This is a genomic window from Limnohabitans rimovensis (SeqCode), from assembly GCF_965234775.1.
Lineage (GTDB): Bacteria > Pseudomonadota > Gammaproteobacteria > Burkholderiales > Burkholderiaceae_C > Limnohabitans > Limnohabitans rimovensis.
In genome coordinates this window covers 147,995-174,375 of sequence record NZ_OZ248562.1, presented here as the reverse complement: position 1 = coordinate 174,375, position 26,381 = coordinate 147,995, and the positions used below count along the sequence as shown (strand labels likewise).

General features: G+C 57.8%; 27 protein-coding genes. 7 read left to right on the top strand and 20 right to left on the bottom strand.

What is annotated here, in order from left to right; all coding sequences use genetic code 11:
- Positions 1–9 precede the first annotated feature (9 nt).
- The 7 genes from flgG to AC8GFZ_RS00845 form a co-directional block, all read right to left on the bottom strand.
- Complete coding sequence (gene flgG, locus AC8GFZ_RS00875; protein ID WP_506641401.1) at positions 10–795, bottom strand: flagellar basal-body rod protein FlgG; 786 nt, start codon at positions 793–795, stop codon at positions 10–12.
- 52 nt (positions 796–847) lie between these two features.
- Complete coding sequence (locus AC8GFZ_RS00870; protein ID WP_506641399.1) at positions 848–1,612, bottom strand: flagellar basal body rod C-terminal domain-containing protein; 765 nt, start codon at positions 1,610–1,612, stop codon at positions 848–850.
- A gap of 25 nt (positions 1,613–1,637) precedes the next feature.
- On the bottom strand, positions 1,638–4,856 hold the full coding sequence (locus AC8GFZ_RS00865) for a flagellar hook-basal body complex protein (protein ID WP_506641396.1): 3,219 nt from the start codon (positions 4,854–4,856) through the stop codon (positions 1,638–1,640).
- A gap of 41 nt (positions 4,857–4,897) precedes the next feature.
- The gene (locus AC8GFZ_RS00860; RefSeq protein ID WP_506641394.1) at positions 4,898–5,590 is read right to left on the bottom strand and encodes a flagellar hook assembly protein FlgD; all 693 of its coding nucleotides are present in this window, start codon (positions 5,588–5,590) and stop codon (positions 4,898–4,900) included.
- A gap of 21 nt (positions 5,591–5,611) precedes the next feature.
- Positions 5,612–6,040 carry a flagellar basal body rod protein FlgC gene (gene flgC, locus AC8GFZ_RS00855; RefSeq protein ID WP_506641392.1) on the bottom strand — a complete coding sequence of 143 codons (429 nt, stop codon included), beginning with the start codon at positions 6,038–6,040 and terminating at the stop codon, positions 5,612–5,614.
- Positions 6,041–6,046: 6 nt separating this feature from the next.
- The gene (flgB, locus tag AC8GFZ_RS00850) at positions 6,047–6,430 is read right to left on the bottom strand and encodes a flagellar basal body rod protein FlgB (RefSeq protein WP_506641390.1); all 384 of its coding nucleotides are present in this window, start codon (positions 6,428–6,430) and stop codon (positions 6,047–6,049) included.
- A gap of 187 nt (positions 6,431–6,617) precedes the next feature.
- Positions 6,618–7,748, bottom strand: coding sequence for a LysM peptidoglycan-binding domain-containing protein (locus AC8GFZ_RS00845; RefSeq protein WP_506641388.1), 1,131 nt, complete (start codon positions 7,746–7,748; stop codon positions 6,618–6,620).
- Positions 7,749–7,939: 191 nt separating this feature from the next.
- On the opposite strand from AC8GFZ_RS00845, the gene flgA reads away from it, so the two are divergent.
- The 3 genes from flgA (at position 7,940) to AC8GFZ_RS00830 (ending at position 9,561) form a co-directional block, all read left to right on the top strand.
- Positions 7,940–8,671 (top strand): flagellar basal body P-ring formation chaperone FlgA, encoded by a 732-nt coding sequence (flgA, locus tag AC8GFZ_RS00840; protein ID WP_506641386.1) that lies wholly within the window; start codon positions 7,940–7,942, stop codon positions 8,669–8,671.
- A 135-nt stretch (positions 8,672–8,806) separates the two neighbouring features.
- Positions 8,807–9,124 (top strand): flagellar biosynthesis anti-sigma factor FlgM, encoded by a 318-nt coding sequence (gene flgM, locus AC8GFZ_RS00835; RefSeq protein WP_506641384.1) that lies wholly within the window; start codon positions 8,807–8,809, stop codon positions 9,122–9,124.
- A gap of 8 nt (positions 9,125–9,132) precedes the next feature.
- The gene (locus tag AC8GFZ_RS00830; RefSeq protein WP_506641382.1) at positions 9,133–9,561 is read left to right on the top strand and encodes a hypothetical protein; all 429 of its coding nucleotides are present in this window, start codon (positions 9,133–9,135) and stop codon (positions 9,559–9,561) included.
- Here AC8GFZ_RS00830 and AC8GFZ_RS00825 read toward each other — a convergent pair.
- Genes AC8GFZ_RS00825 through AC8GFZ_RS00805 form a run of 5 tightly spaced genes read right to left on the bottom strand, consistent with a single transcriptional unit; the run spans position 9,558 to position 13,206 of the window.
- On the bottom strand, positions 9,558–9,851 hold the full coding sequence (locus AC8GFZ_RS00825; protein ID WP_506641380.1) for an EscU/YscU/HrcU family type III secretion system export apparatus switch protein: 294 nt from the start codon (positions 9,849–9,851) through the stop codon (positions 9,558–9,560). The two genes, AC8GFZ_RS00830 and AC8GFZ_RS00825, sit on opposite strands and share 4 nt — an antisense overlap.
- A 7-nt stretch (positions 9,852–9,858) precedes the next feature.
- Complete coding sequence (locus AC8GFZ_RS00820; protein ID WP_506641378.1) at positions 9,859–11,043, bottom strand: hypothetical protein; 1,185 nt, start codon at positions 11,041–11,043, stop codon at positions 9,859–9,861.
- A 36-nt stretch (positions 11,044–11,079) separates the two neighbouring features.
- Complete coding sequence (locus AC8GFZ_RS00815; RefSeq protein WP_506641376.1) at positions 11,080–11,538, bottom strand: hypothetical protein; 459 nt, start codon at positions 11,536–11,538, stop codon at positions 11,080–11,082.
- A 17-nt stretch (positions 11,539–11,555) separates the two neighbouring features.
- Positions 11,556–12,665, bottom strand: a complete 1,110-nt coding sequence (locus AC8GFZ_RS00810) for a hypothetical protein (RefSeq protein WP_506641374.1) — start codon at positions 12,663–12,665, stop codon at positions 11,556–11,558.
- A 28-nt stretch (positions 12,666–12,693) separates the two neighbouring features.
- Entirely contained in the window at positions 12,694–13,206 is a 513-nt protein-coding gene (locus AC8GFZ_RS00805) for an LPP20 family lipoprotein (protein ID WP_506641372.1), read from the bottom strand.
- A 169-nt stretch (positions 13,207–13,375) separates the two neighbouring features.
- Here AC8GFZ_RS00805 and AC8GFZ_RS00800 point away from each other — a divergent pair, with 169 nt between their 5' ends.
- Positions 13,376–14,512 carry a sigma-54 interaction domain-containing protein gene (locus AC8GFZ_RS00800; RefSeq protein WP_506641370.1) on the top strand — a complete coding sequence of 379 codons (1,137 nt, stop codon included), beginning with the start codon at positions 13,376–13,378 and terminating at the stop codon, positions 14,510–14,512.
- Positions 14,513–14,593: 81 nt separating this feature from the next.
- Here AC8GFZ_RS00800 and AC8GFZ_RS00795 read toward each other — a convergent pair whose 3' ends face one another.
- The 8 genes from AC8GFZ_RS00795 to flhA form a co-directional block, all read right to left on the bottom strand.
- Positions 14,594–15,553, bottom strand: coding sequence for a flagellar motor protein MotB (locus tag AC8GFZ_RS00795; protein WP_506641368.1), 960 nt, complete (start codon positions 15,551–15,553; stop codon positions 14,594–14,596).
- On the bottom strand, positions 15,553–16,416 hold the full coding sequence (gene motA / locus AC8GFZ_RS00790) for a flagellar motor stator protein MotA (RefSeq protein ID WP_506641366.1): 864 nt from the start codon (positions 16,414–16,416) through the stop codon (positions 15,553–15,555). The genes AC8GFZ_RS00795 and motA overlap by 1 nt, the downstream gene beginning before the upstream one ends.
- A gap of 119 nt (positions 16,417–16,535) precedes the next feature.
- Complete coding sequence (gene fliS, locus AC8GFZ_RS00785; RefSeq protein ID WP_506641364.1) at positions 16,536–16,958, bottom strand: flagellar export chaperone FliS; 423 nt, start codon at positions 16,956–16,958, stop codon at positions 16,536–16,538.
- Positions 16,959–17,047: 89 nt separating this feature from the next.
- Entirely contained in the window at positions 17,048–17,809 is a 762-nt protein-coding gene (locus tag AC8GFZ_RS00780) for a hypothetical protein (protein ID WP_506641362.1), read from the bottom strand.
- A complete protein-coding gene (gene fliA / locus AC8GFZ_RS00775; protein ID WP_506641361.1) occupies positions 17,806–18,558 on the bottom strand; it encodes an RNA polymerase sigma factor FliA in 753 nt (250 codons plus the stop codon). The genes AC8GFZ_RS00780 and fliA overlap by 4 nt, the downstream gene beginning before the upstream one ends.
- Positions 18,555–19,379 (bottom strand): MinD/ParA family protein, encoded by an 825-nt coding sequence (locus tag AC8GFZ_RS00770; RefSeq protein ID WP_506641359.1) that lies wholly within the window; start codon positions 19,377–19,379, stop codon positions 18,555–18,557. Before AC8GFZ_RS00770 ends, fliA begins: the two co-directional genes overlap by 4 nt.
- On the bottom strand, positions 19,366–20,712 hold the full coding sequence (locus tag AC8GFZ_RS00765) for a flagellar biosynthesis protein FlhF (RefSeq protein WP_506641357.1): 1,347 nt from the start codon (positions 20,710–20,712) through the stop codon (positions 19,366–19,368). Before AC8GFZ_RS00765 ends, AC8GFZ_RS00770 begins: the two co-directional genes overlap by 14 nt.
- 33 nt (positions 20,713–20,745) lie before the next feature.
- Positions 20,746–22,845: a flagellar biosynthesis protein FlhA gene (flhA, locus tag AC8GFZ_RS00760; RefSeq protein ID WP_506641355.1), complete on the bottom strand. Its 2,100-nt coding sequence runs from the start codon at positions 22,843–22,845 to the stop codon at positions 20,746–20,748.
- 262 nt (positions 22,846–23,107) lie between these two features.
- Here flhA and AC8GFZ_RS00755 point away from each other — a divergent pair, with 262 nt between their 5' ends.
- The 3 genes from AC8GFZ_RS00755 to fliM are packed head-to-tail and all read left to right on the top strand — an operon-like array spanning position 23,108 to position 26,379.
- The gene (locus tag AC8GFZ_RS00755; protein ID WP_506641353.1) at positions 23,108–24,769 is read left to right on the top strand and encodes a flagellar hook-length control protein FliK; all 1,662 of its coding nucleotides are present in this window, start codon (positions 23,108–23,110) and stop codon (positions 24,767–24,769) included.
- Between the two features lie 26 nt (positions 24,770–24,795).
- Positions 24,796–25,374, top strand: coding sequence for a flagellar basal body-associated FliL family protein (locus tag AC8GFZ_RS00750; protein WP_506641351.1), 579 nt, complete (start codon positions 24,796–24,798; stop codon positions 25,372–25,374).
- A 6-nt stretch (positions 25,375–25,380) separates the two neighbouring features.
- The gene (gene fliM / locus AC8GFZ_RS00745; protein ID WP_506641349.1) at positions 25,381–26,379 is read left to right on the top strand and encodes a flagellar motor switch protein FliM; all 999 of its coding nucleotides are present in this window, start codon (positions 25,381–25,383) and stop codon (positions 26,377–26,379) included.
- The last annotated feature ends 2 nt before the right edge of the window (positions 26,380–26,381 follow it).

The window sequence follows — 26,381 nt, the reverse complement described above, 5'->3', positions numbered from 1 at the left end:
GGCCAGGCCTCACATGTTTTGGTTCAGGAACTTGAGCATGCTGTCGACCGCCGAGATCGACTTGGAGTTGATCTCGTAAGCGCGTTGGGTTTCGATCATGTTGACCATTTCTTCGACCACGTTGACGTTGGATGCCTCCAACGAGCCTTGGTTGAGAATGCCCGCGCCGTTCACGCCCGGTTGCAGCAACTGGGGTTGGCCGCTGGCAGCGGTGGTGGCCAGCAAGTTGCTGCCCAAGGGTTTCAGGCCGGATGGATTGACGAAGCGCGCAATTTGCAACTGGCCAATCACTTGCTGACCGCCACCGGCAACCAGCTCGACCGATACCGAGCCATCGCGACCAATGGTCAAGCTCGAGGCGTTGTTGGGAATGGTGATGACCGGTTGCAGCGAAAAACCATCGGAGGTGACCAGCTGGCCTGTGGATGAGAGCTTGAACGAGCCGTCACGGGTATAGGCCGTGGTGCCGTCTTGCTGCTGAATTTGGAAATAACCGTCACCCAAGATGGCCACATCCAAGGGGTTTTGGCTGTTGATCAGGTTGCCCTGGGCGTGCAGCTTTTCGGTGGCATTGATCTTGACACCGGTGCCCAACATCAAACCGGTGGCCGACTGGGTGATGGCCGTGGTTTGGCCGCCCGCTTGGCGGATGTTTTGATACAACAAGTCTTCAAAAACAGCGCGGTCGCGTTTGAAACCCGTGGTGTTGACGTTGGCCAAGTTGTTGGAGATGACGTTCATGCGCGTTTGCTGCGCGTCCAACCCGGTTTTCGATACCCACAATGATGCGTCCATGGCTTACCTCTGTGCTTTCACTTCATGACCGGCCATCAGGTCGGTCGTTGCATCAGGACAGCTTCATCATCGCTGCACCTGCTTGATCGTTTTCTGTGGAGTTCTTGATGATCTTCACCTGCTGCTCAAATGCGCGGCTGTGTTCGATCATCTTGACCATTGCCTCCATCGGATTGACGTTGCTGCCTTCCAAGGCGCGCACTGTCAAAGAGACGGGCTCAGTACCACTTGCAAAATCTGTGCCTGACGGTTGTCCGTCAGCTTTGAACAAACCATCCTCGCGCCGGCGCAGCGGCGTTTGGCTGGCGTCGCGCAACAGCAAACGGCCCACCGGCACTTGCTGGGGCACACCTGGCTGAGAAGGGTCGTTGGCAAACACGGTGCCGTCATCGGCAATGCGGGCCATGAAGCCGGGCGGAATGGTGACGTTGCCGCCCTCTTCGTTGCGGATCAATTGGCCCAGGCCATTTTCCAAAGCGCCACTGGTGTTGACACGCAGGTCGCCCCGGCGGGTGAAGGCAATTTCGCCGTTTTCGGCGGTCACACCCATCACCGTGTTGCCATTGAGCAGCACATCGAGATCGCGCCCAGTGGCGATCAATGGACCGGGTTTGAGCATGATCAAGTCCGTCGGCACGGCCAAGGGTTGAAAGCGAGAGTCGAAACCCTGCCCCGATGCTTTGTGGGCCACCAAGGCCACCTCGTAGCTTTTTTTGAAGCCATTGGTGTTCATATTGGCCATCTCGTGCGACAACTGCTGGCGGGCCATGCGCATCTCGTTGATGGTGGCGGCGGCGTTGAAGGCTAGGCGGTCCATGGTGGTGGGCTTTCAGTCAATGCGATCAAGCGCGGATTTGGATGATGGCCTGGGTCAGCGTGGTGCTGGTCTCAATGGCCTTGGCGCTGGCTTGGAAGTTACGCTGGGCGGTGATCAGGTCCACCAACTCTTGCGTCAAGTCCACGTTGGCACGCTCTGTGGCGCCTGAGCGCACGGTACCGAAGCCGGCCGAACCGGCTTCACCGACCTTGGCCTTGCCCGACTGCGAGCTGGCGTAGTAGCTGGAGTCACCAATCTGGCGCAAACCCGAGGGGTTGGAGAAGTTCACCAACACCACCTTGCCCAAAGAGTTTTGCGTGCCGTTGGAATAACTGGCATTGACCAAGCCGTCGTCACCAATGCTCACACCCACCAAGTCACCTTCGGGTGCGCCGTCTTGCGACTGCGACAACACCGCATAGGGCGATGAAAACTGGGTTGACTTCGAGTAATCGATGTTGATGGTCAAAGCGCCCTTACCGTCTGCCAGGTAAACCGTGTCCAACTGGGAGCCAGCTTTGGGGGAAATCAAATTACCACCGGTATTGAAGGTCAGCTCGCCTTTGTCCAGGTAAATCGGCGACCACTCGGGCAGGGCGCTGAAACCGTCGGCGCTGTTGGTCTCGCGGCCAAACTCGTCGATGTATTTGGCCACCGGCACGCCGTCCATCTCTTCGGTGAACTGGGTCGGTTTGATCCAGGTCGAGGTGGACCCACGGCCCGCGTCGATGTTGGCCAAGCCCCAGGTGGTGGCACCCGACACTTTGATAAATGAATTGGAGGTGGCGGTGCCGCTTTTGAAAGTGAAAGCGCCCTTGGAGCGGTCGAAGTCCACTTTGACGCCATTGACCGTGCTGCCAGCCGTGTTGGCCAATTGGTTGATGCGCTTTTCCAGCTCGGCCTTGAAACTGTCCAAGGTGTAGGTGCTGCCAAAGGGCAACTCCACGGTGCCTTTGACGTCGTCGACGGCCACCACGAATTTGTTGTTGGTGGCGTCGACCACAAAGTTGTTGTTGACGTTGATGGTCACGGGCGAGCCAGTGACGACGGCCTGGCCGGAAGGCACGCCACGGATGGCCTCGGGCTTGGTGATCACTTCGGCCGCCACACTGAAACCCAACAAGGTGCCGGCATGGCCTTCTGAGGGGATGACACCGGCTGCGGTCAAAGTGGCTTGCTGGGCCTTGGTCAAATCGCTCCAGAACCGCACACCGCTGTCGCCCTGGGTGACTGCAATAGTGGGCGGGGGGGCAGAGCCGCCAACCACAATGTCTTCCACGTTGGTTTCGGTGGTGGTGCTGGTGAAAGTCACAGTGCTGCCCGTTACTGCGCCAGAAGCCCAACCCGACAAAGCACCCGAGTAGGTGCCACCGGTGATGCCCGCTTTGGTGTTGGCGTTGTTGGCCAAACTGGCAAACGCAGCAGCCACGGCTGGGCCCGCCAAATTGCTGGTGGCGGTGAAGGTCAAACCGCCAACGGTCATGCTTTGACCGGTGGCCATGGCATTGAAAGTCAGATTGGCTTTTTCGGTCACCTTGGTGGCCGTGGAGTCCACATAGGTTTGGGGCACTTCGAGCTTGATGGTCGAGGTGTCGCCAGTGGTGCCAGATGCGATGGAGAAGGTTTGTTTAACACTGTCAAACTCCACCTTCAAGCCAAAGCGCTGTTGCGATGCGGGGCGGATGAAGTTGCCGTTGGCGCCCACATAGCTGCCGTAGCCGCCGGTGGCGTCCAAGGTGGTGGCTGCCGTGCTCAAGCCCAAGACCTCGTTGTTGTTGGTGGTGGCGCGAATGGCAATGGTTTTTTGTGCGCTCTCGGCGGTGCCCAATTGCTTGAATTTAAAACCGCGCGTGGCTTCGTCGTAGCTGACCGTGATGGCATCTATGGCAGTTTTGGCGGCGGTGGTGGCTGACTTGGTGAGGTTGAAAGCGGCATTCGCCGCATTGGCCGTCACCACCTGAGCGTCCACTTCTTTTTGCAAAGCGGCGACCACTTGTTCGGTGGTCAGCTCTTCCAGTTTTTGGCCCACCGGATAAAGGGCGGTTTTGCTCAAATCCAGCGTCAACTCGTTTTGCGCTGTGCCCTGGTCGTTCACGCCGAACATCAGCACAATAGGCTCTGAGGAGGTGGCGTTGGTCATGTTCCAATAGCGCTGATCGCCAAATTGTTTGTTCAACTCATTGGTCAATTTGGTGGCAATTTGTGCACCCGTGAGGCTTTGTCCTTCTAAGGAGCTCATGTCCAAGTCCAATGCGTTCGAACCATCGACCGAAACCCGCACGAACTTGGTCAAGCTGGCCTTGTCCTTGGCCGACAAACCTGTGAAGTCATGGGGGTCATCAGCCGTTTTGAAATAACTGCCCACTTTGGCGCCACTGACCGCTGCTGGCACCGAGTCGCGCACATCGGTCAATTGGTTGAGCGAGAACATTTTGGTTTTGGCGTTGACCAGCAAATCGCTGACTTCGCTTTCCGGCTTGATTTCGCCGTATTTGTTCACATACTGCTTTTCGCCCAGGTTGTTGGTCGACTGCTGCAGCGAGGCCTGCACCAAGCTGTCACCAATGTAGACATAGGTCTGCCATTTGTTGGTGGGCTGGCTGGCCGATGCGTTTTGGGTTTTGACGTAATACACCGTGGCCAGGTAACCGTTGCCGCCCTTGTCATACACCGTGAGGGCCGTGCTTTTGTTGTAGGTGTTGGGGTCGTTGCGGTTGAAGTCGGTGTTGATCACCTTGGCGTCGGCTGGGAAGTTCAGGCCCAGTTGCACCAAAGAGGTTTCGCGCGCTTGGCCGGTGGTTTTTTGCGGAATGCTGAGCACGTTTTGGTCATTCAAGTTGGCCTTGCCCGAGCTGTCGACCGATGCCGCCATGAGCCGTTGTCCGGCGGAATTGACCACGTTGTATTGGTCGTTCATCATGAACGCGCCGTTGCGGGTGTAAATGTCTTGAAAGCCGTCGGCCGATTTGAGCGGGAAAAAGCCGTCACCCGTAATGGCCAAGTCCAAGGTGTTGGAGGAGAAGCTCACGTTGCCCTGGCTGAACTCTTGGGTCACGCGTTTGAGCGACACACCCTGACCCACGGTTGAAGACGCTTTTTGCAAAGGCGAGGTGGCAAAAATATCGCCAAAGTCGGTGCGCGAGCGCTTGAAGCCGATGGTGCCCGCGTTGGCAATGTTGTTGGCGGTCACGCCCAACTGTGCGGTGGCGGCATTCAAACCGGTGAGTGCGGTAAAAAAGGACATGGTGTGGTTTCTCCGAAATGTCTGGGAATGTCTTCAGGGTTTCAATAGCCGACGCGCTTGACGTCCACCAAGTTGATGGTTTTGCCGCCAGCGACTTGCAACAGCCAGGTGTTGTCGGCGGTGCCGGCGTTGCTCACGCCGGTGACCACCGACATGGTGTTGACGCTGACCGGGCCGGTTTTGCCCATGCTGGTGGCTTTGGCGGCAAAGCGGTATTTGCCATCGGGCAAGGGGTTGCCCACGTTGTCGGTGCCGTCCCAGCTGACCACGGCGTCACCTGCGGTTTGCGGTCCAAAGCCCATGGTGCGAACCACGCGGCCCATGTCGTCTTGCACATCGAGTTGCATGCCGTCGGCACCCAGCGGTAAATTGATCATGGCCTCCATCGATTGGCCATTGGCGTTGATCGCCCAGCCATCGGGCACGGCCACTTTGCGGCCAATCAGCGCGGCACCCGACATCATGCGGTCGGCTTGCATGTTGGACACCATGGTGTCCATGCTGGTCTTCATGGCGGTGGTGGCTTCCAGTTGCGAGAACTGCGCCAACTGGGCGACAAAGGCCTCGTTCTTCACCGGGTCCAATGGGTTTTGGTTTTTCAACTGGGTGGTGAACAGGGTCAAAAACTGCTGCTGGCCCATTTGCTCTTTGACCGGCGTGGCTTTTTGCTTGGCTTGGTAATCGGAGTAGCTCACGATGCCATTGGGCAGCGCTGCGGCGGATGTGGTGGCCATGGTGCTGTTCTTTCAGGTGGGTCAGGCTTTGGTGATGTCAATCGTGCGCGACATCAATTGGCGCGCGGTGTTGATCACTTCCACGTTGTTTTGGTAAGAGCGCGAAGCGGCCATCATTTCGACCATCTCTTGCATTTCGTTCACGTTGGACATGTAGACGAAACCGCTTTTGTCGGCCATGGGGTGGCTGGGGTCGTACATGCTGCGAATGGGGGTGGGGTCGTCGACGATTTGGTCAACCTTCACACCGCCTTGGTTGGGAAAGGCGCGGTTGGTCAACTCTTCGCTGATCAAGGCCTTGAACACCGGGCGCTTGGCGCGGAAGGCGTCGGCATCGCTGCCGGCCATGGTGGTGGCATTGGCCAAGTTGGACGCGGTGGTGTTCAACCGAATGGTTTGCGCATTCAGGGCGGTACCGGCAATGCCAAAAACGCTGTCAAGGCTTCTCATGGTTCATCACTCCCCTTTGAGGGCTTTGCGAATGGAGCCAATGCGGTTTTCCAGAAACTGCAAGGTGGCTTGGTAGTCGGAGGCGGCCTTACCGTATTGGGCTTGCTCCACATTGATCTCGACGGTGTTGCCGTCAAACGAGCTGTTGAAGGGCACCCGAAAGCGCATGCCGTTGTCGGGGGCTTCGGCCAAGGCGCTGTAATGTTTGTCGTGGGTCGCGTTCAAATATTCTTTGCCCGCTTCTTTGAGCATGGCTTTGAAGTCGAGGTCTTGGGCTTTGAAGTTGGGGGTGTCGGCGTTGGCAATGTTGCGTGCCAATACCTCCATGCGCTGGCTCCTGACTTGCAGGGCCTTTTCATGGATACCAAACGCGTTTGAAAACAGATTCATCGCCGTTCCTTTTGCCAACACATCACCGCTTTTGCGGTCCCGGCCCTCAAGCTTGAGAACCTCGTGTCGATATCTGCAAGAGTTGTGCCATGGGTTTTTGACACTTCTGAACTTGAATTTGGGCGGCCAAGCGGCAAGCCCTCTCCGTTTCGGCGCTCAAGCGGCAAGGCTTTGCCGCTGCGGGCGCTCAACGGATTTCGTTGTTCCCCTGATATGCGCTGACGCGGATCGCCTGTGCGCGCGCGGCTGCGGGTGATTGACCGTTTTCGTTGCGCAAGCCCAAACGATCGATGGCGTTTTGGTGCAAGCCTTGCAAGATAGAAGCCCGGGTGATGGGTGCCTTGGTGTCGCGGTTGACATGCAAATAAGAGGCCTGGGGGCCCGCAATGTTCAAGTTGACGTCGGGCCGGGTTTCGTTGCGCGCTGCGGGCGTGAGCACGGTGAGGTAGAGGTCGTCCAAGCCGGCAGGGCCATAGTTTTTCAAACCCGTGTCGTCAAAGTATTTACCCACCATATCTAACTGTTGCAGCACGCTGTGGCCCAGGATGGCGCGTGGGTTTTGGCCAAAGCCTGCGCTGGCGGCACCGCGATCGGGCCCATCGCAAAACTGAATGATGCCGTGGCAGCGGTTGTTGGTGGAGCGCGGGTTCATGCCGTCGCTTTCCATCAAGGTCAGGCGCGCAAAGTCGTCAGGCTTGAATTTGTGTTCTTTGGACATTTGCAAAATTTTGTCCATCACGGCTTGTTTTTCGTGCGGGGGAATAAAGCCCTTGTTGACCGCACGCTCCAGGGTTTTGTCCAACACCGGGTGGGCGCTGACATTGCCCCGGGCTTCGAGCTGCACTTGTGCGCTGGCCGCGACCCCAGTTTGGGCCGGGTTGGGGGTGTTGGGCTTGGGCAGGCCCAAGCTGGCCTGGGTGTCGGCAGCGGGCCCGTTCAGGGCCTGTTGCAGGGCCGTCAGGTTGATGCGCTGGCCAGGGTAGATCAGGTTGGCATTGGCCAAGTTGTTGCTGCGGGCCACCTCTTGGGCCAAACGCATGGACTCAGTTTGGCCGATATTTTTGCCAGAGGCGGCCATGAACTGGCGCACGATGCCGCTCAAGGTGTCGCCGGACTGCACAGACACGCTGGCCGTTTGCGGGCCCAGGATGCTTGTCGAATTCCCGCCAGTGCCGGTTTGTTGCGCTTGGGTCAAGGCACGCTGAAAAACCATGCCACCAGCCGACGCCCTGGACTGGGCACGCAGCTGCGTTTGCAAATGATTTAGATTGATGTGCGATGTTTTAACGAGAGCTTTTGGGTCAATCACTGGGTTCATGGTGCGCTCGGTAAGGGTTGATGGTGGTTGGCATCTAAATTGCTTGGGAGTGTCTTGTCTTCAACGATTTGTCAAAACTTCAACACCCTCCACCCAGATACTTGCAAATGCTGTGCCCACTTAAACCCCAAAGCAGCGTCACTTTTGACGCCGCGTCCCCCACCCCGAAAAAGCGGTCGAACGCCTGGGCCATGGCCCTGCTGCTTGGCCTGTGGGCGGGCTGGGCTGGGGCGCAAACGGCCGGTCATGCGCAATTGAACGAGGGTGCGCGCCAGTGGGTGGCCGAGCAGACCCAAACCCCTTTGGGCGCTTTGCAGGTGACCCCTTTGGACCCCCGCTTGAACATCCCGGCGTGTGCCAAACAAATTCAATTTGATTTGCCCTTTGGCAACCGCCAATCGGTGCGCGCCCGCTGCGATCAGCCCGCTTGGCAGCACTTTGTGCAGGTCATGGTGCGCCCCGAAGCCGTGCCAACTCCCACCGCGAGCGCCCCTTCAACGCAAGCACCCACTGCCCCAAAAATTCAGCCAGGGCAGGTGATGCGCCAGGTTTTGGTGGCCAATCAAGCCATCCGGCGCGGTTCTGTGGCGACCCCCCAACAATTCACTTTGGTGGAGATGGCCTTGCCCAGCGGCGAGACCAGCTACCTGAGCGACGCTTCAGCCTTGACCCACATGGAGTTGCAACGCGACTTGCCAGCCCAAACCGCCTTGCGCACCTACGACCTGAAAGCGGCCCAAATGGTTCGCCGGGGCCAACAAGTCATGGTTTCCGTGGGTGAAGGCAAAGGGTTTTTGATCACTTTGCGGGCCGAAGCCCAGCAAGATGGCATCTTGGGTGAACAAATTCGCTTAAAAAATCCGGAGTCGGGTCGATCATTGTCAGCAGTGGTCACCGGCTTCAATGCAGCAAAGGCGATTTAGAAATGAATACCAATTCACTCTTTACAGCCATTAACGTTTTAATCGCCGTTGGCGCTCAAGTTCTCAAGCTTGGCGCCGATAATTCACATGACGCGGAAAGAATTGCCTTTCCCTGTTGAAGAAAGAGAGACCATCATGTCTGACGCCATCAATAACCAATCCCGGCTGTCGCAGTCCAATGCTTCTATGCGCAGTGCCATTGAAAAAACCGATAAAAAGCAGGGTCCCCAAACCCCGCTGGTCGCGGAAGATTCGGCACCTGCCAAAGCCAAAGCCAGCGGTGCTGACACCTTGTCCTTGTCCAATGTGACCGATCGCGTGAAAGAGCAACCCAGTTTCAACCGCGCCAAGGTCGAGGCGATCAAGCAAGCCTTGGCCGACGGCAACTACCCTTTGAACCCGCGCCGCATTGCTGAAAGCTTTGTGTCGCTGGAGAAAATGGTTCAGGGCTGAGCAACCCCATGCTGGCCGATCCTGCCCTCGAACCTGTGATGGACGCCCATCACGCCCAAGCCCTGATCTTGATCGATGGGCTGGAGGACTTGCTGGCGCAAGAGTTCGAAGCCCTCAAAGCCCAGGACCTGGATCACTTTGAGCAATTGCTGGAGCAAAAAAACCAGGTGTTGGAACAACTCAGTATCCTGAGCGGCGTGCGTCAACCCGAAGACGCCGATCGCTTGGGCAGCGAGTGGGATGTTTTCAAATCGCGCATGGTCGAGTGCCGCGACATGCACCGGCGCAACGAAATTTTGATCGTGCGCAAACTCGATGCGATTCGGGGCACCTTGCAAAGCATGGTCATCAATGACCCGGCCAGCTCGGTCGAGGTGTATGACCGTTTGGGCAAAATCAACCGCCTGAGCAGACGCCGCGGTTACAGCGACGCTTAAGGCGCGCGCGCCGAACCATTTTTCTCGTCCCCTGGCTCCATGCCCTTGAGCCAATAAACCCACGACAAAATCACCGCCACTGCGGTGTACATGTCTTGGGGAATTTCATCCCCCACCTCTAAACGCGCCAGCAAAGACAGCAACTGCGGGTCTTGCGACACAAACACCCCTTGCTTTTCCGCTTCGGCCAAGATCATGCGGGCCAGGTCGCCATGGCCCTTGGCCGAAACCCGTGGGGTTTTGTTGCGCCCATATTCCAGGGCAATGGCTTGGAAGCGGTCTTTCAACACAGCAGCCTCATGCCAATGCGTCCACCACCAGGCCGCGTTCCGGTGCAGATCGGGTCTGATCACTGCCGGGACGCGGGCTGTTGTAGATTTGAAATTGTTGCAACTCCAAGCCCGCCGCACCCAACTCCAAAACCAATTCCGTGGCGTGTGAGCGTGCTTGTTGCGCCACATCTTCGCGCACGGCCCACATGGTCAACTCCACCTGTTGGCCCGCTTTGATCAAGGTGTGCAGCCACACCTCGCCCAACAGTCGGCTTTGCGAATGGATGTCAACGCTGAGCGGCGGATTTTCTTCCCCCGGTTGGCGCGGCGGTCGCTGAAAGTGCAGCTCCACCGGATCTGCGTCGGTGAAGGGCAGCAGCAAGCGCAGGTTCAACTCGCCACGGTGCAGGTCGAGCGCAGACTGGACTTGGGCGGCCTCAATTTCATTCAAGGCTTTGTGCAGGTCTTCCGACAGCCCATTGACGGAAGCCCCCGTGTCCTCTTCGCCCAAGCTGGCCAACAACTGGCGGATCAATGAGCGGGGCTCGTCTTCAACCTTGCCGCGCTGCGACAACTGGCTCTCCATGGATTTGAAATAGGGTGCCAATGCTTTGCGCAACCCAAACGGCTGCAGCTGACCCATGGACAAGCCCATGCCCGACAAACGGGACAGCAAGGCCGACTGCTCACCGGACAACTGCAGCATGGGGGGGCCGCGCGTGTCGATCATTTGCAACAGCTGTCTGAATGCGGCGAAACCAGGTGGTTGAAACACCAAGGTATTGAGCCGGTTGGTGGTGGCCGATGGGCTGAGCACCTCCTCGGCCAAGCCACCGGTCGAGCCGCCCAAGCCGACCCCATCGGGGTGGGCCTTGTCTGCCCCTTGGGCAGAGGTGATGTTGAATTTGGCCTGCGCGGCCACGGCCTCGCTGGGGTTTTGAATCAAAAAGCCCCACCCACTCGGGTTGACCAAAACGCGCAAAAAAGGCTTGTCGCCATCTTTGAGCACCCAGCCGTTGGGCAAGTCAAATGAAAAGTCTTTCAACCACAGCCGAACACGGCCATCTTTTTCTTCGACCGTGGCTTGCACCACTTGACCATCTTGCAAGCCCAATTGCCTGGCTTGCATGTTTTCTATCCAATGCGGGCGCGTGTCCAACTGCACCGGCATGGGACGCAAAGTGCTCAGAACGCTTTCGGTACCCAACATGGTGTGACCTCCGCTGCCGCCTCTGGGCGGCGCGCGTCAAGGATAGCGCACCCAGGTTTTGCGGCGATCGTCCACCATCGAGGTGCTGGTGGTGGCCGGGGGGGCTGCCTCTGCCTTGGGCAGGGCCGAACCCAACTGCATTTGCAGCAGTTCGGTGTGGTTGGGCACGGTGATGACCGCGTTGGCCAACAACACCTTGGTGGATCCCTTGACAAACGCATGGGGGTTTTGTTTGACCACCGCGTCGCGCAAAATTTCAATGCGCAACGGGCTGTTGCCCATGTGCAAACGAATGACCTTGTCCAAGGTGTCGCCTTCGCGCACGGTGTATTTCACGGCGGCAGCGCCCGATTTGGATGCAGCCTGTGCAGCGGCGCTGCCGCCCGCGGGGGACGGTTCGGCCGAGAAGGCTGGCCCAGCCAAAGTCAAGGCACCAGCCCACAGGGCCCAGCCAAGGCTGGCGCGGATCAAGGGCGTGCGGTTGAGGTCAAGCATGCGTTTCTCCTGGAAGTTCATGGGGTGTAGGGCACGGCAACCCATTGGGCCGCACCCTTGGGCATCACACCGGCAATGGTTTTGAGTTCGGCGCTGTAAGCATAGACCGAACGCACCTCGGCCAGGGTAACCCCCTCGAGGTTGCCGGGTTCCATGATGCGCGCGGGTATTTTTTGACGGTCGGCAATCACCAGCACATCGCCCAAGCGCAAACCACTCAGGTGGCCGGCATTGATGCGCAAGGTTTTGCCCTGGTCAAGCTGGGCTTCAAATTGCGGCGGCAAACAAGCCATGCGCGTGTCCATGGCGCGGTGAAAGGTTTCCACCACGGCTTGGATTTGTGCGCTGACCACAGGCTCCAAGCCCGATGCCGCCACTCCCGCTTGGGGCAAGGTGACCCAATGCTGTTGGGTCAAAAAGAGGGCCCGCTCCATGCGGTGAGAGACTTCCCAACGCAAGGCAAACGTGGGGTTGGCCGGTGTGGATTGTGGGTCCAAGCCGACCATCACATTCAAGCGCCAGGGCAGGTTTTGCTCGCCTTGGGTGAGCAAGGCTTTTTCATACGGGTTGGCATAGCTCACCTTGTTGCTGACGCGCCAATGGGGTGACTGCGCGGTGCGGTGGTGGATTTGCTGGCGCAATTCGCGCGCAATTTGCTGAGCGGGAAACCGGTCAGCAGGGTTCAGGTGGGGCGACACCAACACATCCAGCGTGACATGGTGCCAAGGGCTGGCGCGTTCATGGGCAGAGCGCTCACACGCTTTTTCGAGCAAGGCTTGTTGGTCTTTGGCCTGGACTTTTTCCACCCCAGGGGTTGCCGGGTCGCTGAGCACGCGCACACCGCGCACCAACATGCCGGAGGTGAAGCTGCTGCTCTCACGCAAAGCACCGGTGTGGTCAATCCACTGTGTGCTCTTGACCTCGGTGGGGCCTTCCATGGCTGTTTTCAGCAGCGATTGGCGCAATGCGGCCAAGCGCTGATCGGCCGAAATGTCGACCATTTGCAGCTTTTGTTGGGCCGCCTGCACATGGGCCGGGGTGGGGCCCGATTGGCCCCAGGCTGCGCCGATGGGCATGGCGCACATCAGGGCCAAGGCCCAGGGCAAACAAGGAAGGGGTGTTTTCATGCGCGGCTTTGTGGACATGGAGCGCTGATCAACGACCGCGTTGGGCCAGTTGGCTCAAATACAAAGCGCGCAAGTCCATCACCACTTGGCGATCCAGCGACAAGGTGGTTTCATAGGTGTCCTCGCCCACTGGGGTGATGCTCACCAACTGCGCGCCGTAAACCACGCCTTCGACACGGGCGCGGAAGTTATCGTTGATCACGGTCATGTCGGCCACCGTGGTGGTCGCGTCCAATTGCTGGCCATACACCTGCTCGGTCAGCGATCGATAGGCATCGAGCTTGGAGGCGCGGATGGCCAACAGCCGCTGCTGCGATGGGTTTTTGCTGTTTTGCACGCTGATCACCGAGTAGCCGGTGGCGACAAAGGTTTCGCGTTTTTCCATCATCGGCGAGACCATGGAGACGGGCGGCTTGGCCGGGGCCGGCTCAGCTGCGCCAGGTGGCGTGAACACGGTGGTGTCGACTTTCATGGGAAAGCCCTGGCAGGCTTGGAGCAGCACCACACCGCACAACGACAAAATGCTGGAAATACGTTTCATGGCCACATCCTCTTGAGTGATATATCGCAGGTTCATCTGACAGAACCAGGTTGTTAACAGGGTCCTCTCTCAGATCGGCATCAAGTGGCCAAGCTTTACACCCCAGCCTCAGACAAATGCGGGTATCGAATACTTTTGTGGACTTGCATGTTTGGCGTGGATGAACACAATGAATTCATTCACTAATTTAGAGCCCATGGTCACCCATTACATCGGTCACAGCGAAGCCGCCAATGCCCTGCGCGAAATGGTGTCTGCCGTGGCCCCATCGAATGCCACCGTGCTGATCACGGGCGAAAGCGGTACTGGCAAAGAGGTTTTGGCGCGCATGCTGCACGAGCAGTCTGACCGCGCGGGCGGGAACTTTGTGCCTATTAATTGCGGCGCCATCCCCGCAGAGCTGATGGAAAGCGAACTTTTCGGTCACCGCAAGGGCGCTTTCACTGGCGCTGTGGCCGACCGCATTGGCCGCTTTGAGTTGGCCCACGGTGGCACCTTGTTTCTGGACGAAATTGGCGATATGTCCTTGGACATGCAGGTCAAATTGCTGCGCGTGTTGCAAGAACGCAGTGTGGACCCTGTGGGGTCTACGCGACAGGTGGACATCGATGTGCGTGTCATTGCCGCCACACACCGCGATTTAGAGTCAGAAATTTCAGCCGGCCGGTTTCGCGAAGATTTGTACTACCGATTGAATGTGATTCCGCTGGTCACCCCCTCTTTGCGCGAACGCGCCAGCGACGTGCCCATGCTGCTGCAACACTTTGCCAAGCGCTTTGCAGTGCGCGGGGCCAACCCGGTGCGCTTTCGCCTGGACTTTTTAGAGGCCTTGCAAACTTATGGCTGGCCGGGCAATGTGCGTGAATTGTCCAATTTGGTCGACCGCTTCAGCACCTTGTACGCCGGCAAAGAGCTGGACTTGCGCACCATTCCCTTGAGCTTGCTGCCCAAAGGCTTGCACCCCTTGCGCGCCAATCTCTCACCGGCACCGCTGAACCGCGTGGAGACTTTGTCGCCGCCAGCCACCGACGCTTTTGGTTTGCCCGAAGGTTTGCTGGAGATGGACGATCAGCCCACCTTGGAAGACCGCGAGGTGGAGAACATCATCATGCTGGCCCAGGGCCTGCCGCAATTGCCACCAGACGGCATCTCACTCAAAGAGCGCTTGGCCGACATAGAGCGCAGCATGATCGAACAAGCCCTGCAACGCAGCCAAGGCAATGTGTCGCGCACGGCCAAGTTGCTCAATTTGCAGCGCACCACCTTGATCGAAAAAATCAATAAATACGAACTGAAATACGGTTGATATCCCGGGCCGCTGAGCCTGCGATCGACATCAAAAAGCGGGCTTAAAGCCCGCTTTTTTCATCTCGACCCCAAACCGAAATCACGGATCTTGGTATTGAACGGTGATGCTCATGCGCCGGTTGCGTGGGTCGCGCGGGTCTTTGGCATTGAAGGGGTCGGTATCGGCCACGCCTTCGATCTTTGAAAAGCGACTCTCTTTGATGCCATTTTTCTCCAGCATTTTGCGCGTGGCCTCGGCCCGCTCGGCCGACAGCGACCAGTTGTTGCGCCCCTCGGCGTTTTGAAAGGGCACCGCATCGGTGTGGCCGCGAATGGCAATTTTGTTGGGCATGTCGGCCAAAGAAGCCGCCACCTCGTTGATCAAGGCCTGGGCCCTGCCCTGCATGGACACCTGGCCACTGGGGAACATGGCGAAGTCGGCTTTGTCAATGATTTCAATGCGCAAACCGTCTTTTTCGCGGGTGATCGACACCTGCTCTTTGAGGTTTTCCAGCTTTTTGTTCTCGGACAATTTTTGCTTGAGCTCTTTCTCCAGCTTGTCAAAGTTGGCTTGGTCGGCCTCGGCCGCGATCTTTTTCTTTTGCTCGGGCGTGAGTTTGTCGGGGTCGGCGTTTTCGTTTTCGTTTTCTGGGCCGGGTTCGGTGTCGGGGTTGGGGCCGCCCTCAGAACGCGGGGTCAAGCGCTCGAGCAATCCGGTTTGTTTGGCAGAGTAAGGAAAGCCATCGGGGTCGATGATCGAGCGCCCGCCCAAAATGCCGTTAGAGCCCGCCAATTGGCCAATGGCAATCAGGCTTTGCGAGGTGGGCTTGAAATAGTCGGCAATGCTTTTGCGCTGGTCGTCGGTGGAAGCACCCAGCAACCACATCAACAAGAAGAAGGCCATCATGGCCGTCATCATGTCGGCCAGGGCGATCTTCCAAGCGCCGCCGTGGGCGCCGCCATGGCCATCGTCCATCACCTTTTTGATGATGATGACGGGCGCGGGCGACTCGGCCGGTGCCGCCTCGCCTTCGGGCTTTTTCTCTTCCTCTGTCGCCATTACTTGCCTCGCATGCCGTCAAAGACCTCGGCAAACGTGGGTTGGTTGTGGTGGCTGACGCAAGCGCGGGCGGCTTCGATGATCAAAGGCATGGGGTGACCGTGAAGGGTGCCGATGATGATTTGTTTCACCACTTTGGGCATTTCGCCTTCTTCGTCAATCACCTGGGTGAAGCGCGAGGCAAAGGGCTCGACGATGCCGTAAGCCAAGAACACGCCCAAGAAGGTACCCACCAGGGCGGAACCGATCAGGCCACCGAGCACCGGCGGGGGTTGGTCAATGGCGCCCATGGTCTTCACCACACCCAACACGCAGGCCACAATGCCCAGCGCGGGCAAGGCACCGGCCAGGGTGGCCAAGGCACCAGAGTATTTGAGTTCGTTGTGGTGGTGCAACTTGATCGCTGCGTCCATCACGTCTTCCACCGCGTAGGGGCTGAGGTTGCTGGACGACACCACCATCAAACGCACGGTGTTGCAAATCAAGTCAAGCAAATCGTGGTCGTGCAAGATGGGTGGGTGTTCGCCAAAGATGGCACTGGCCTCGGGGTTTTCGATGTGCGCCTCCAGCGCCACCGCCCCTTCGGTTTTGAGCGTTTTCATGATCTTGGCCACCAAGAGCATGACGGCCAAATAGTCTTCTTTTTTGTACTTCGGGCCCTTGATCACGCGGCCAAAACCGCCAAAAGCACCTTTGAGAATCACACCGCTGTTGCCAGTGATCATGCCGCCAATACCAGCGCCGCCAATGATGAACATTTCATAAGGTGCGGCCTTGATGATGGGCGCCAAGGATCCACCGGCAATGATGAAGCCCCCGAACACACAAATCATCAACACAACCAAGCCAACGATAGCAACCATCTAACTCTCCAAACAAGCGGCACGACCCAGGAAAAGCCTGGGTAGCGCACCTCAAAAATCACGCATGCGCGAGATTAACTGATATTTCCGCCGTTTGGCCGATGGCCCGGGCGGCCCGATCAGTTAATGAACACCCCCGGCTGGGGTGAAGCAGGAATCAAATCGGGCACACCTTCCCAGGCGGCACGAATTTCATTCATCAAACCGTAGATTTCTTCCAATGCGTCCAAGTCATTGCGCGCATTGACGTACAACAAACGGCGGGTGACATAGGCATACAACTCATTGAGGTTGTTGGCCAAATCGCCGCCACGCTCAAAGTCGAGGGCGCCTTGGAGACCCAACACGATGCGGCTGGCGCGGGCAATGCTTTTACCTTTGTCCACAATGGCACCGTTTTGGATGTGGCCTTTGGCCGTGGCCAAGCTCTCCAGCAGGCCGTCAAACAGCATTTGAATCAATTGAACATTGTTGGCAGTGGCCACACCGGTGGTGACTTTGACATCCCCGTATGAGGCTATGGCTTTTTGATTGGCTCGCATCTGCATCTACTCCTGAAATCGTTGTTGGACGCAAACAGATTCGGTCGCAGTGGCGCAAACTTGAGTCATGGGGGTGAAATGGGTCGATTTCATGCAGGCACCGGCTTGGCTTGCTGGGGCAGGGCTTGGCCCAGCGTCATGGGTTCCACAGCTTCGGGCTCTGCATCAGCAGGCTGGGCGTGGTCTGTGGGCGTTTGAGCCGCCAAATCTGGGGGTGGCATCGCTTCGGATGGAGCGTCGGCTTGGGCCGGCATTTGCTCAGGCGGGGCCTCAGGGGCAGCCAACTCGGGCTCGGGCTCACCCGGGTTGATGGGCTCCATCAAGATGCGAGAAAACGGGTCTTTCAAATCCAAGCCAGCCCGTGCGTACAGCATGACGCAAACTTGGTCCAGGGTTTGTTGCACGCGCAAGCGGTCTGCGGGTTTATTTTGGGCATGCTCCACACCACATTGGTACAGACTGGACAAATGGTGCAAGGGCATCCATGACTCGACAGAGCCACGCGGCGTGGGGATCATGCGGTTGTTGACCGGCACACCGGCGCGGCCTTCGCGATGATCGGTCACACCTTGCAAAAAGGTGTGCTCAATGTGCTGGCGCAGCACGGGCTCGTAGTGGGGCTTGAGGTCTTGCACCAACTTGGGGTCAAAACCAGGCAAAGGGATGCCACTCATGGCGTCCCACAAGGCTTTTCCAACCAATTCGCCAAACAATCCGTCGCTGTAAGCGGGTTCGCTGGCGTCTTGGGCTTGTCGCTGATAAATGATGTTGATCTTGTCGATCAAGTACAACACCAAAATCACCAAGAGCAGAACGCCCCAGGCCAAAAAGAGTTGGAAAAAGCTGCTCATGATGCCACTCGCCTGACCATGCCACCGCCGTTGGGTTCAATTTGCAAGGTGCCACGGAGTTTTTTCACCACCGAAGACAAAATTTGGCTGATGCGGGACTCGCTCACACCCAAAACCTCGCCAATTTCTTTCAAGTTCAGCTCTTCAACGTAATACAGCTGCATCACCGTTTGCTCGCGCTCTGGCAATTCGCCAATCGCGGCGGTGACGGCGTCCATGAATTCGGCCTCTTCCACCATGACATCGGGTTGGTGCGAGGCATCGTCGGCAATGCCCATGACCTCTTCGGTGACCACTTCCAGCGAGTAGGTTTCAAAACGGCGGGCTTTGCCGCGCTCGCGCTGAAACTCTTCCAAGTCTTTGCCCATGAATTCGGCAATTTCCGATTCTGTGGGGTTGCGGCCCAATTCGCTGGCCAGCACATGAACACCTTCGTTGTGTTCTTTGTTGAAGGCCACCGCTGAGCGCGGCAAAAAGGACAAGCGACGCACCTCATCGAGCATGGCACCACGCACCCGGCTGTGGGCAAAGTTCTCAAATTCCACGCCCTTGGCTGGGTCGAAGGCTTTCGATGCCTCCAACAAACCCAACATACCGACCTGGATCAGCTCGTCGAGTTCCATGAAGGCCGGCACACGGGCTTTGAGGTGAATGGCCACACGCTTGACCAAACCCAAATGGGCCAACACCAATTCATCACCCTTGGGCTGGCTTTGCTGATACATCGCAACTGGGGACAGGGCTCTCATGGCGCCTCCGGTTTGTTTTGGATCAACCGTTCCATGAAGAACTGCATCCCGCCCGACAAGGGGTCGATGGGGCGCAGCTGTTGGCAGAAATCAGCCAAGCGACGGTAATCTCTTGATGCACCCGTGCCGGGTGCCAACTCTAAAACGGACTGGTATTTCTTCAGGGCCGTCAAGACCATTTCATCGGACTCGATGGATGTCAGGTACTGCACGGGCTGGCCCAAAAAGCGCACACACACATCGTTGATGCGGTTGTACAACTTCCAGCCGGCGGTCTGGCTCTCGACCATGTTGGGGATCAGGTAGATTTCATCGAGCTTCATTTCTTGGCTCATGACCTTGATGGTGCCATAAGCGTCGGCAATCGAGGACGGATCGTCCTTGACCACGATGAAGCGGCGTTGACAAGCGCCCAAAAAGGTCATCACGGAGGGGGAAATGCCTGCGGCGAGGTCCACGATCAAGAAATCAATTTCTTCGGTCAAGGTGCTGAAGGCTTGCACGATGCTGGCCGATTGCAAATGGCTCAAACCCGCCAACTCTTGCACGCCAGAACCGCCGGGGATGAGGGTCAAACCCTGGCGGGTTTTGACCATGATTTCTGCCAAGGACTTTTCGCCCGCCAAAAAATGGCCCAAGTTGTACTCTGAGCGAACGCCCAATGCAATTTGCGCATTGGCCAAACCCAGGTCTGCATCAAACAGCAGAACGCGTTTGTCCATCATTTGCAAAGCCACGGCCAAATTGATGGCGGTGGTGGTTTTGCCCACCCCGCCTTTGCCACTGGCAATGCCGATGACTTCGGTTTTAAGCTGGGCCATGCTGAATACTCTGGTGGGTAACGCCCATTTTTTGGGCCATGCGGGCACTGGCCATGGCCAACTTGTGTTGCATGTCGTCGACCGATGCCTCGGCTTTATGTTCCTCTGGGACGCTCAGGTTGTGCAAGGCAATGTCCACCAACTCGCTGGCTGAGGTCATTTTGTTCCAGTCGCCACTGCGCTCGCCACGGCTGGCGGCACACACGCGGTGCGAGCCTTCGGTGAGCAGCTGGATCAACGGCCACGGCTGCGATGATTCATCGAGCTTGGTCAAGATCAGGCCATCCCAAGGTTTGGTGTTTTGGTCGCACAAGCGGCGGATGGTGACCGATGAGGCATCGGCAGGGATGACGGCATGGAAATGGGCACTGCCACACACCGAGCCGATATCGGCCAAACGTTCGGCCATTTGCACCCCCGGGGTGTCGATCAAAATAAAGCTGCGCGCCGACAACTCGTCGAGCAATAGTTTGAGGGTGGCCACATTGTTGGCGCGGTAACAGTCCACGCCCGATTGTGCGCTGAGCAGCTGGGTTTGGTTCCAGGCCCCTGCGCGCTGATCGTTGTAGCTGATGATGGCCACTTTTTCGCAGCCTTGCTCCATTGCGGCGTGGTTGGCCAAGCGGGCCACCATCAGTGTTTTGCCCGCCCCCGAGGGGCCAGCGAGCACATGCACGCCCTGGCTGGGCATGTCCGCGCCAATGTCTTGCAAGCTGTGCGACAGCTGGCGGCGAATTTCTTTCATCGCACCATCCATTTCCTCATGGTCTTTGATGCTGTCCATCAGCAAAGCGCGCAAGGCGGCTGGAATGGGCGCCTCATTGAGGGCATTGCGCAAGGGCAGCAAACCACGGGCCAAGGGCACGCCGCCTTGCCACATCGCCATTTGCTGGCCCATTTTGAATTCTTTGCGCAGGTTGGCCAGTTCATCGCGCACCATGGCCACGATTTCACGGCCACGCAGGTAGTCGCGTTCGTCATGGTCGGACTTTTCAGCCTCTTTGGTGACCGCTGGCGCGGCTTCCACCACGGCTTGGGCTTTCGCTTCTGCGCTGCGTGGCATTTCTTTGCGTCGATTTTGATCCATGGACTGACCCAACAACTCGGCAAATGGCCCTTGTTTGACAACTGGGGCCGCGCGCACGATGGGCGTGGCCTCGTCCTCTTGCAAGGCCAGCTCTGCCGGGATGGGCTCAATGTCAACGGCCACGATCAGTTCGGTTTGCCCCCGGACTTGACAGCTGGAGATGACCAGCACGTCACTGCCGAAGAGGGCGACCGCTTTTTCGTTGGCTGACTTGACGTCACGGGCCAGAATGCGCTTGAGTTCCATGATTATTCTCGGTTCTTCAGGTTTCAATCAAAATCATTTGGGCTGGGCTGACACGGTGTGGATCACCTTGACCGGCTGGTCATCTGGGATTTCACTGTACGACAGCACGGTCAGGTCGTTGACGCGATATCGCGCCGCTTTGGACAACCAGCCACGGATAACTGGGGACACCACCAACACCGCAGGGTGGCCCTCTTCTTCGACGGCACGCGCGCCATCGCGCATGGCCGCAAACAGGCTTTCGGCCAAACCTGGCTCGAGCACCACGGGTTGGCCCGGCTGGCTTTGTTGCAAAACGTTGTGCAACAACTGCTCCAAGCTGGGCTCCAGGGTCATGACGGACAGGTTGTTTTTCTCGTCGACCAGGGCTTGCATGATCATGCGGCCCAGTTTGGGTCGAACCATGGCGGCGAGCTGCTCGGGGTCGGTGGTGCGGGCGCTGGCCTCGGTCAAGGTTTCCACAATGGTGCGCATGTCGCGAATCGACACCGACTCGTTGAGCAGGTTTTGCAAGGTGCGGGTGAGCACACCCAGGGTCAACTTGCCAGGCACCAACTCTTCCACCAGCTTGGGCGACTTGGCCGACAACTTGTCCAACAGTTGTTGCACCTCGTCGTGGCTGAGCAGGTCAGAGGCGTTTTCACGCAGCACTTTGTTCAAATGGGTGGAGATGGCGGTGCTGGCGTCGACCACGGTGTAGCCCAAGGTGCGGGCTTGGTCGCGCATGGAGGGCTCGATCCACACCGCCTCCAGGCCAAATGCAGGTTCACGCGTGGGGGTGCCAGCGAGTTCACCATAGACTTGACCGGGGTTGATGGCCAACTCGCGACCGACTTTGATGTCGCCTTTGCCGCGCACCACGCCTTTGAGCACGATGTTGTAGCTGTCAGGGTCGATGTTGAGGTCGTCACGGATACGCACCGGCTGCACCAAAAAGCCCAATTCCGCAGACAGTTTTTTGCGCACGCCTTTGACGCGCCCCATCAACTCGCCGCCAGATTCTGCATTGACCAAGGGAATGAGGCCATAGCCAATTTCCAACCCGATCAGGTCGACTTGGTCGACATCGTCCCAGTCCAGCTCTTTCGGGCTGGCCGCATTGGCCTCGGCTTCGGCCACCGCCTCTTGGGTTTCTTCGGCCTCGACCTCGCTGCGCACCACCAACAATCCCAAGCCTGCGGTGGCCGCGGCCAAGGTGATGAACATCAGGTGGGGCATGCCAGGCACCAAGCCCAACACGGCCAAGATGCCTGAAGAGATGAACAAAGCACTGGGGTTGGCGAGTTGGCTGGAGGCCTGCTCGGTCATGGATTCGGAGGTGGTGACACGGGTCACGATGATGGCGGTCGCCAGTGACAACAGCAGCGATGGGATTTGGGCCACCAAGCCGTCACCGATGGTCAACAACACATATAACTTGCCGGCCTCGCTGGCGCTTAAATTGTGTTGCAACAAACCAATGGCCATGCCACCGACCAAGTTGATCAGCAGAATCAACAAGCCGGCGATGGCGTCGCCGCTGACAAACTTGGACGCACCGTCCATGGCGCCGAAGAAGTCTGACTCTTGGGACAACTCTTCGCGGCGCTTTTTGGCGGTGGCCTGGTCAATCATGCCGGCATTCAAGTCAGCGTCGATGGCCATTTGTTTGCCTGGCATGGCATCCAAGGTGAATCGCGCGTTCACTTCAGAGACGCGGCCAGCACCTTTGGTCACCACGATGAAGTTGATGATCATCAAGATAGCGAAGATGATGAAACCCACGACATAGTTGCCGCCGATCACAAACTCTCCAAATGCGGCGACCACCTTGCCTGCGGCATCATGGCCTTCATGGCCATGGACCAAAATAACCCGCGTTGACGCCACGTTCAGGCCCAAGCGCAGCATGGTGGCAAACAACAGCACCGACGGAAAGGATGAAAAGTCCAAGGGGTTGCGGGTGCTGATGGCGATCATGATGATGACCAAGCTGGCAACGATGTTGAAAGTAAACAAAAAGTCCAACAACAGCGGCGGCAACGGCAAGACCAACATGGCCATGATCAACAACACCAGCGCGGGTATTCCCAGGCCAGAGTAGTCAAACTTGGACAAGTTCTGTCGAATCGTTGACAGTGTGAAGGTGCTCATTCCGTTGTAGGTCCGTTTTTTGTTTGCTTAAGTTTTCTTTGCGGCCAAATTGTTTGACCACGCAGAGTTAGCTAAGCAATCGATGTGCCAATTGCAACTTCCTGCGCGTTTCCATTTCGACCGGTGTGGGGCCGCCCACGCTTGTCAAAGAGATAAAGCGGCACAGGGCTTGCTTGTCAAAGAGATAAAGCGGCAAAGAATAACCAGTCACGATTCTTGCTTTGGTTTATCCAAATCTTTGTTTGAGAGGCTTGAAGCCGATATGAACCTGCCCTTGTCCAACGCCGTGAACCCTGCCCAGGCCAGCGCTTTGCTGACCGTGTCCAGCCCTGCCCCCACGCAGGGCGCTGGGGCGTCGCCTGCCTTGGGCGGCGCTACAACCATGCGCGAAGACTTTGCCCAACACTTTGCCCGCATGGCGCGGCAAATCCAGCCGCGCTCAACATTGGCTGGGGCACCCCCGCAGCGGCAACACCTTGCCACCGACACGCCGCATCGATCCGATGCGCGCTTTACCGCGCCCAAACCAGCCCACCATGATGAAACGGGTTCATCCCGGGCACAGGCCTCGGAAGGGCCAAAGTCAAAGGATGTGGGTCAAAGCCCTGCCCACGCAAACCAATCAAACAAAACGGGCGCTGCGCCAGACAGCGCTGAGGCCCGCAGCACCCAGGACAAGCCTTTGAGCGAGGCGTCAACCTCAGCCGCCTCCGAGAGCAAGCCTGACACAACCCACAACGAAGACAACGCCGTCACATCTGAAGATGGGGTCGCAGCGAACGCAAACCCGGCGTGGGTGGCCATCGGCCCAGAAGGGCTCAAGACATGGCAAATCAGTGAGCGGATGCAAGTCATCACCACCAACGAGCCCCTGCCCGACCCGCAAAGCAATGCCCAGTTTGCGCGCAGCATGGGTTTTGACGAGCAAATGATCCAGCGCCTGTTTGGCCCCGCATCCGCCAATGCCGCAGGGGCAGCTACTGCACTGTCTGCCGCCTTGGGCAGCGCACCAGGCGCGACCACACCCACTTTTGGCGGACTGGTTGCTGGCATGGGACAGCCCCCATCATTCACGGTATCGGCCGAAGCGGCCAAAGCCATGGCCGGCCTGAGCGCTGCCAGCGCCACCAGTGCGACGCCCGGCCTGCCCACCGTGGGCGACTTGCAAAATTTGGGGGCGCAAAGCATTCACATCGCTGAAATGGCCGACGCCCAACTGGCTGCCACGCCACAAGCCAGCCTCACCATGCCCAGCGTCAGCACACAAAACATGTTGGCCATGTTGAGCGCTTTTGTTCCCAACGCCGACAACAAACGCCTGCCCAGCAACAGCGAGGCCCACGCCTTGGACACCATTGACCTGAGCGGCCTGGTGGGTGAAAACCCCGGCAGCGCAATCAACCTGACCGGCACCCAGGCGTCACGCCACAACCCCATGGGCAGCGCGGCCAACCCCAACCTGGCACCCAACAGCACCGATATGGCCCAGGCCTATCAAGACCTGAGTGACAAACTGTCGACCGAGTTGGCTGGCAGAATGCACCAGCAACTCAATGAAGGTCAGTGGAAAATGAAGCTGGGCCTCAAACCATCGCACCTGGGCGCGGTGGACGTTGAACTGGAAATGCGCGATGGAAAACTTTCAGCCGTGATCAACGCCGACAATGCAAGCACCCAGCAACTGCTGAACCAGGGCAGCCCGCGTTTGCGCGAGGCCTTGAATGCCTTGGGTTGGGCCCAAGCTTCAGTGAACATCGGACAAGGACAGTCTTCATCGGCACAATCAGGGCAAGGCCAAGGGCAACACCCAGGTCAAACCGGACACCATTCATCCCGCGGCGAGTCCCTTCATGGCGATGTGACTGAAGCCGTTCCGAGCAAATCCCAAAACACCAGCAACGCCTTGCTGGACATTTACGCTTAATCACACGAGACCAACAGGAGTTAGACATGGCCACAGAAGCACCCGCAGCAGAAGCACCTGCAGAAGAGAAAAAGAAGAAACCCATTTTGCTGATCATCCTGGGGGTGGTTGGTGTGATCGTGATTGCCGTGGGCGTGGCCTTTGGCACGCTTTATTTCTCGGGCTACTACGAGAAGAAAGCCGAGATCGCGGCCATGGACAAGGTGGACGAGCTGGAAGCCGCGGCCGCCAAGGCCAAAGACGAAGCCCCACAAAAGACCAAGAAAGAAGCCCCAGAGGCCACCAAGTTCGAAAAGAACTACATGCAAATGGAAAAGGACCTGATGACCAACATCACCGGTTCCAAAAAAGTCATGGTGGTGCAAGTGGCTTTGATGACCCACTACGACAACCGGGTGTTTGACAACATCAAAAAACACGAGTTCGCCATCCGCTCGGCCGTTTTGGACGTGATGCGCCAGACCACGGAACCCGAAACGGCCAAGCCTGAGTTTCGCAAGCAGTTGGCAGAAAAGATCAAGGACACGATGAACGAGATGCTGGAGAAATTGGAAGATTTCGGTGGCATTGAAGAAGTGTTTTTCACCTCATTTGTGATGCAGTGATACCCCATGGCCACCCAAAGCAATTTACTGTCCCCCGATGAACTGACGGCGCTGACCGAGGGCATCAAGGACGGCTTGATCGAGGTCGATACGGGCTACAACACGCAAGCGCGGGTGAGCAAGCACGACCTGACCAGCGAGGACAGCAGCCTGGGGGTGAACGTTTCATCGATCGACATGATCAATGAGCGCTTCATCCGCATGTTCCGGTTTGGACTGCTCGAAGTGCTGCGCACCAGCCCGCGGGTCAACCCGACCCGGGTGCAAATCGTCAAGTATGGCGACTACCTCAAAGAGCTCAAGCCGCCCTTGGCGGTGAACTTGGTGCGCATGAACCCCTTGCGTGGTTTTTCGGTGGTGATCATCGACCCCAATGTGGTGTTCAGCTCACTGGACAGTTTTTTTGGTGGCTACGGCAAAGGGGTGGAAGAACTGCCGCCGGGCCGCTTGTTCACACCCACCGAAAACCGCATCATCAAACTCATATTGGATGTGTTTTTCCGCTCCTTGCAAGACGCTTGGGCACCTTTGATGCCCTTGGTATGCGAGCATGTGAGCTCAGAGATCAACCCCCAGTTTGCCCAAATTGCCGACGAAAACGACCTGGTGGTGCTCAGCCGCTTTGATTCGTATGCCAGCGGCGCAGGCGGCAAGGGTTTCATGGATTTGGTTTACCCCTATTCCTCGCTCAAACCGGTGCGCGATTTGTTGCGCAGCCGCGTGCAATCGGGCGACGGCAACGAGGAGTCGGACAAGAAATGGCGCGAGGACCTGGCCGTGGCCGTGGGCGACTCGCGCATGGACTTGCATGTGGTCATGGGCCAAATCAAGACCACCTTGCATCACTTGCAAACCATGAAAGAAGGCGATTTGCTTTATTTCAAAAAACCCGAAATGGCGCAATTGATCGCCAATGGTGTGCCGTCCTTTGGTGTCAGCGTGGGTGCGCGCGGCTCTCAAGTGGCGGTGCGCATTGAGCGACAAATTGTCCCCGGTCAAATTTAAGT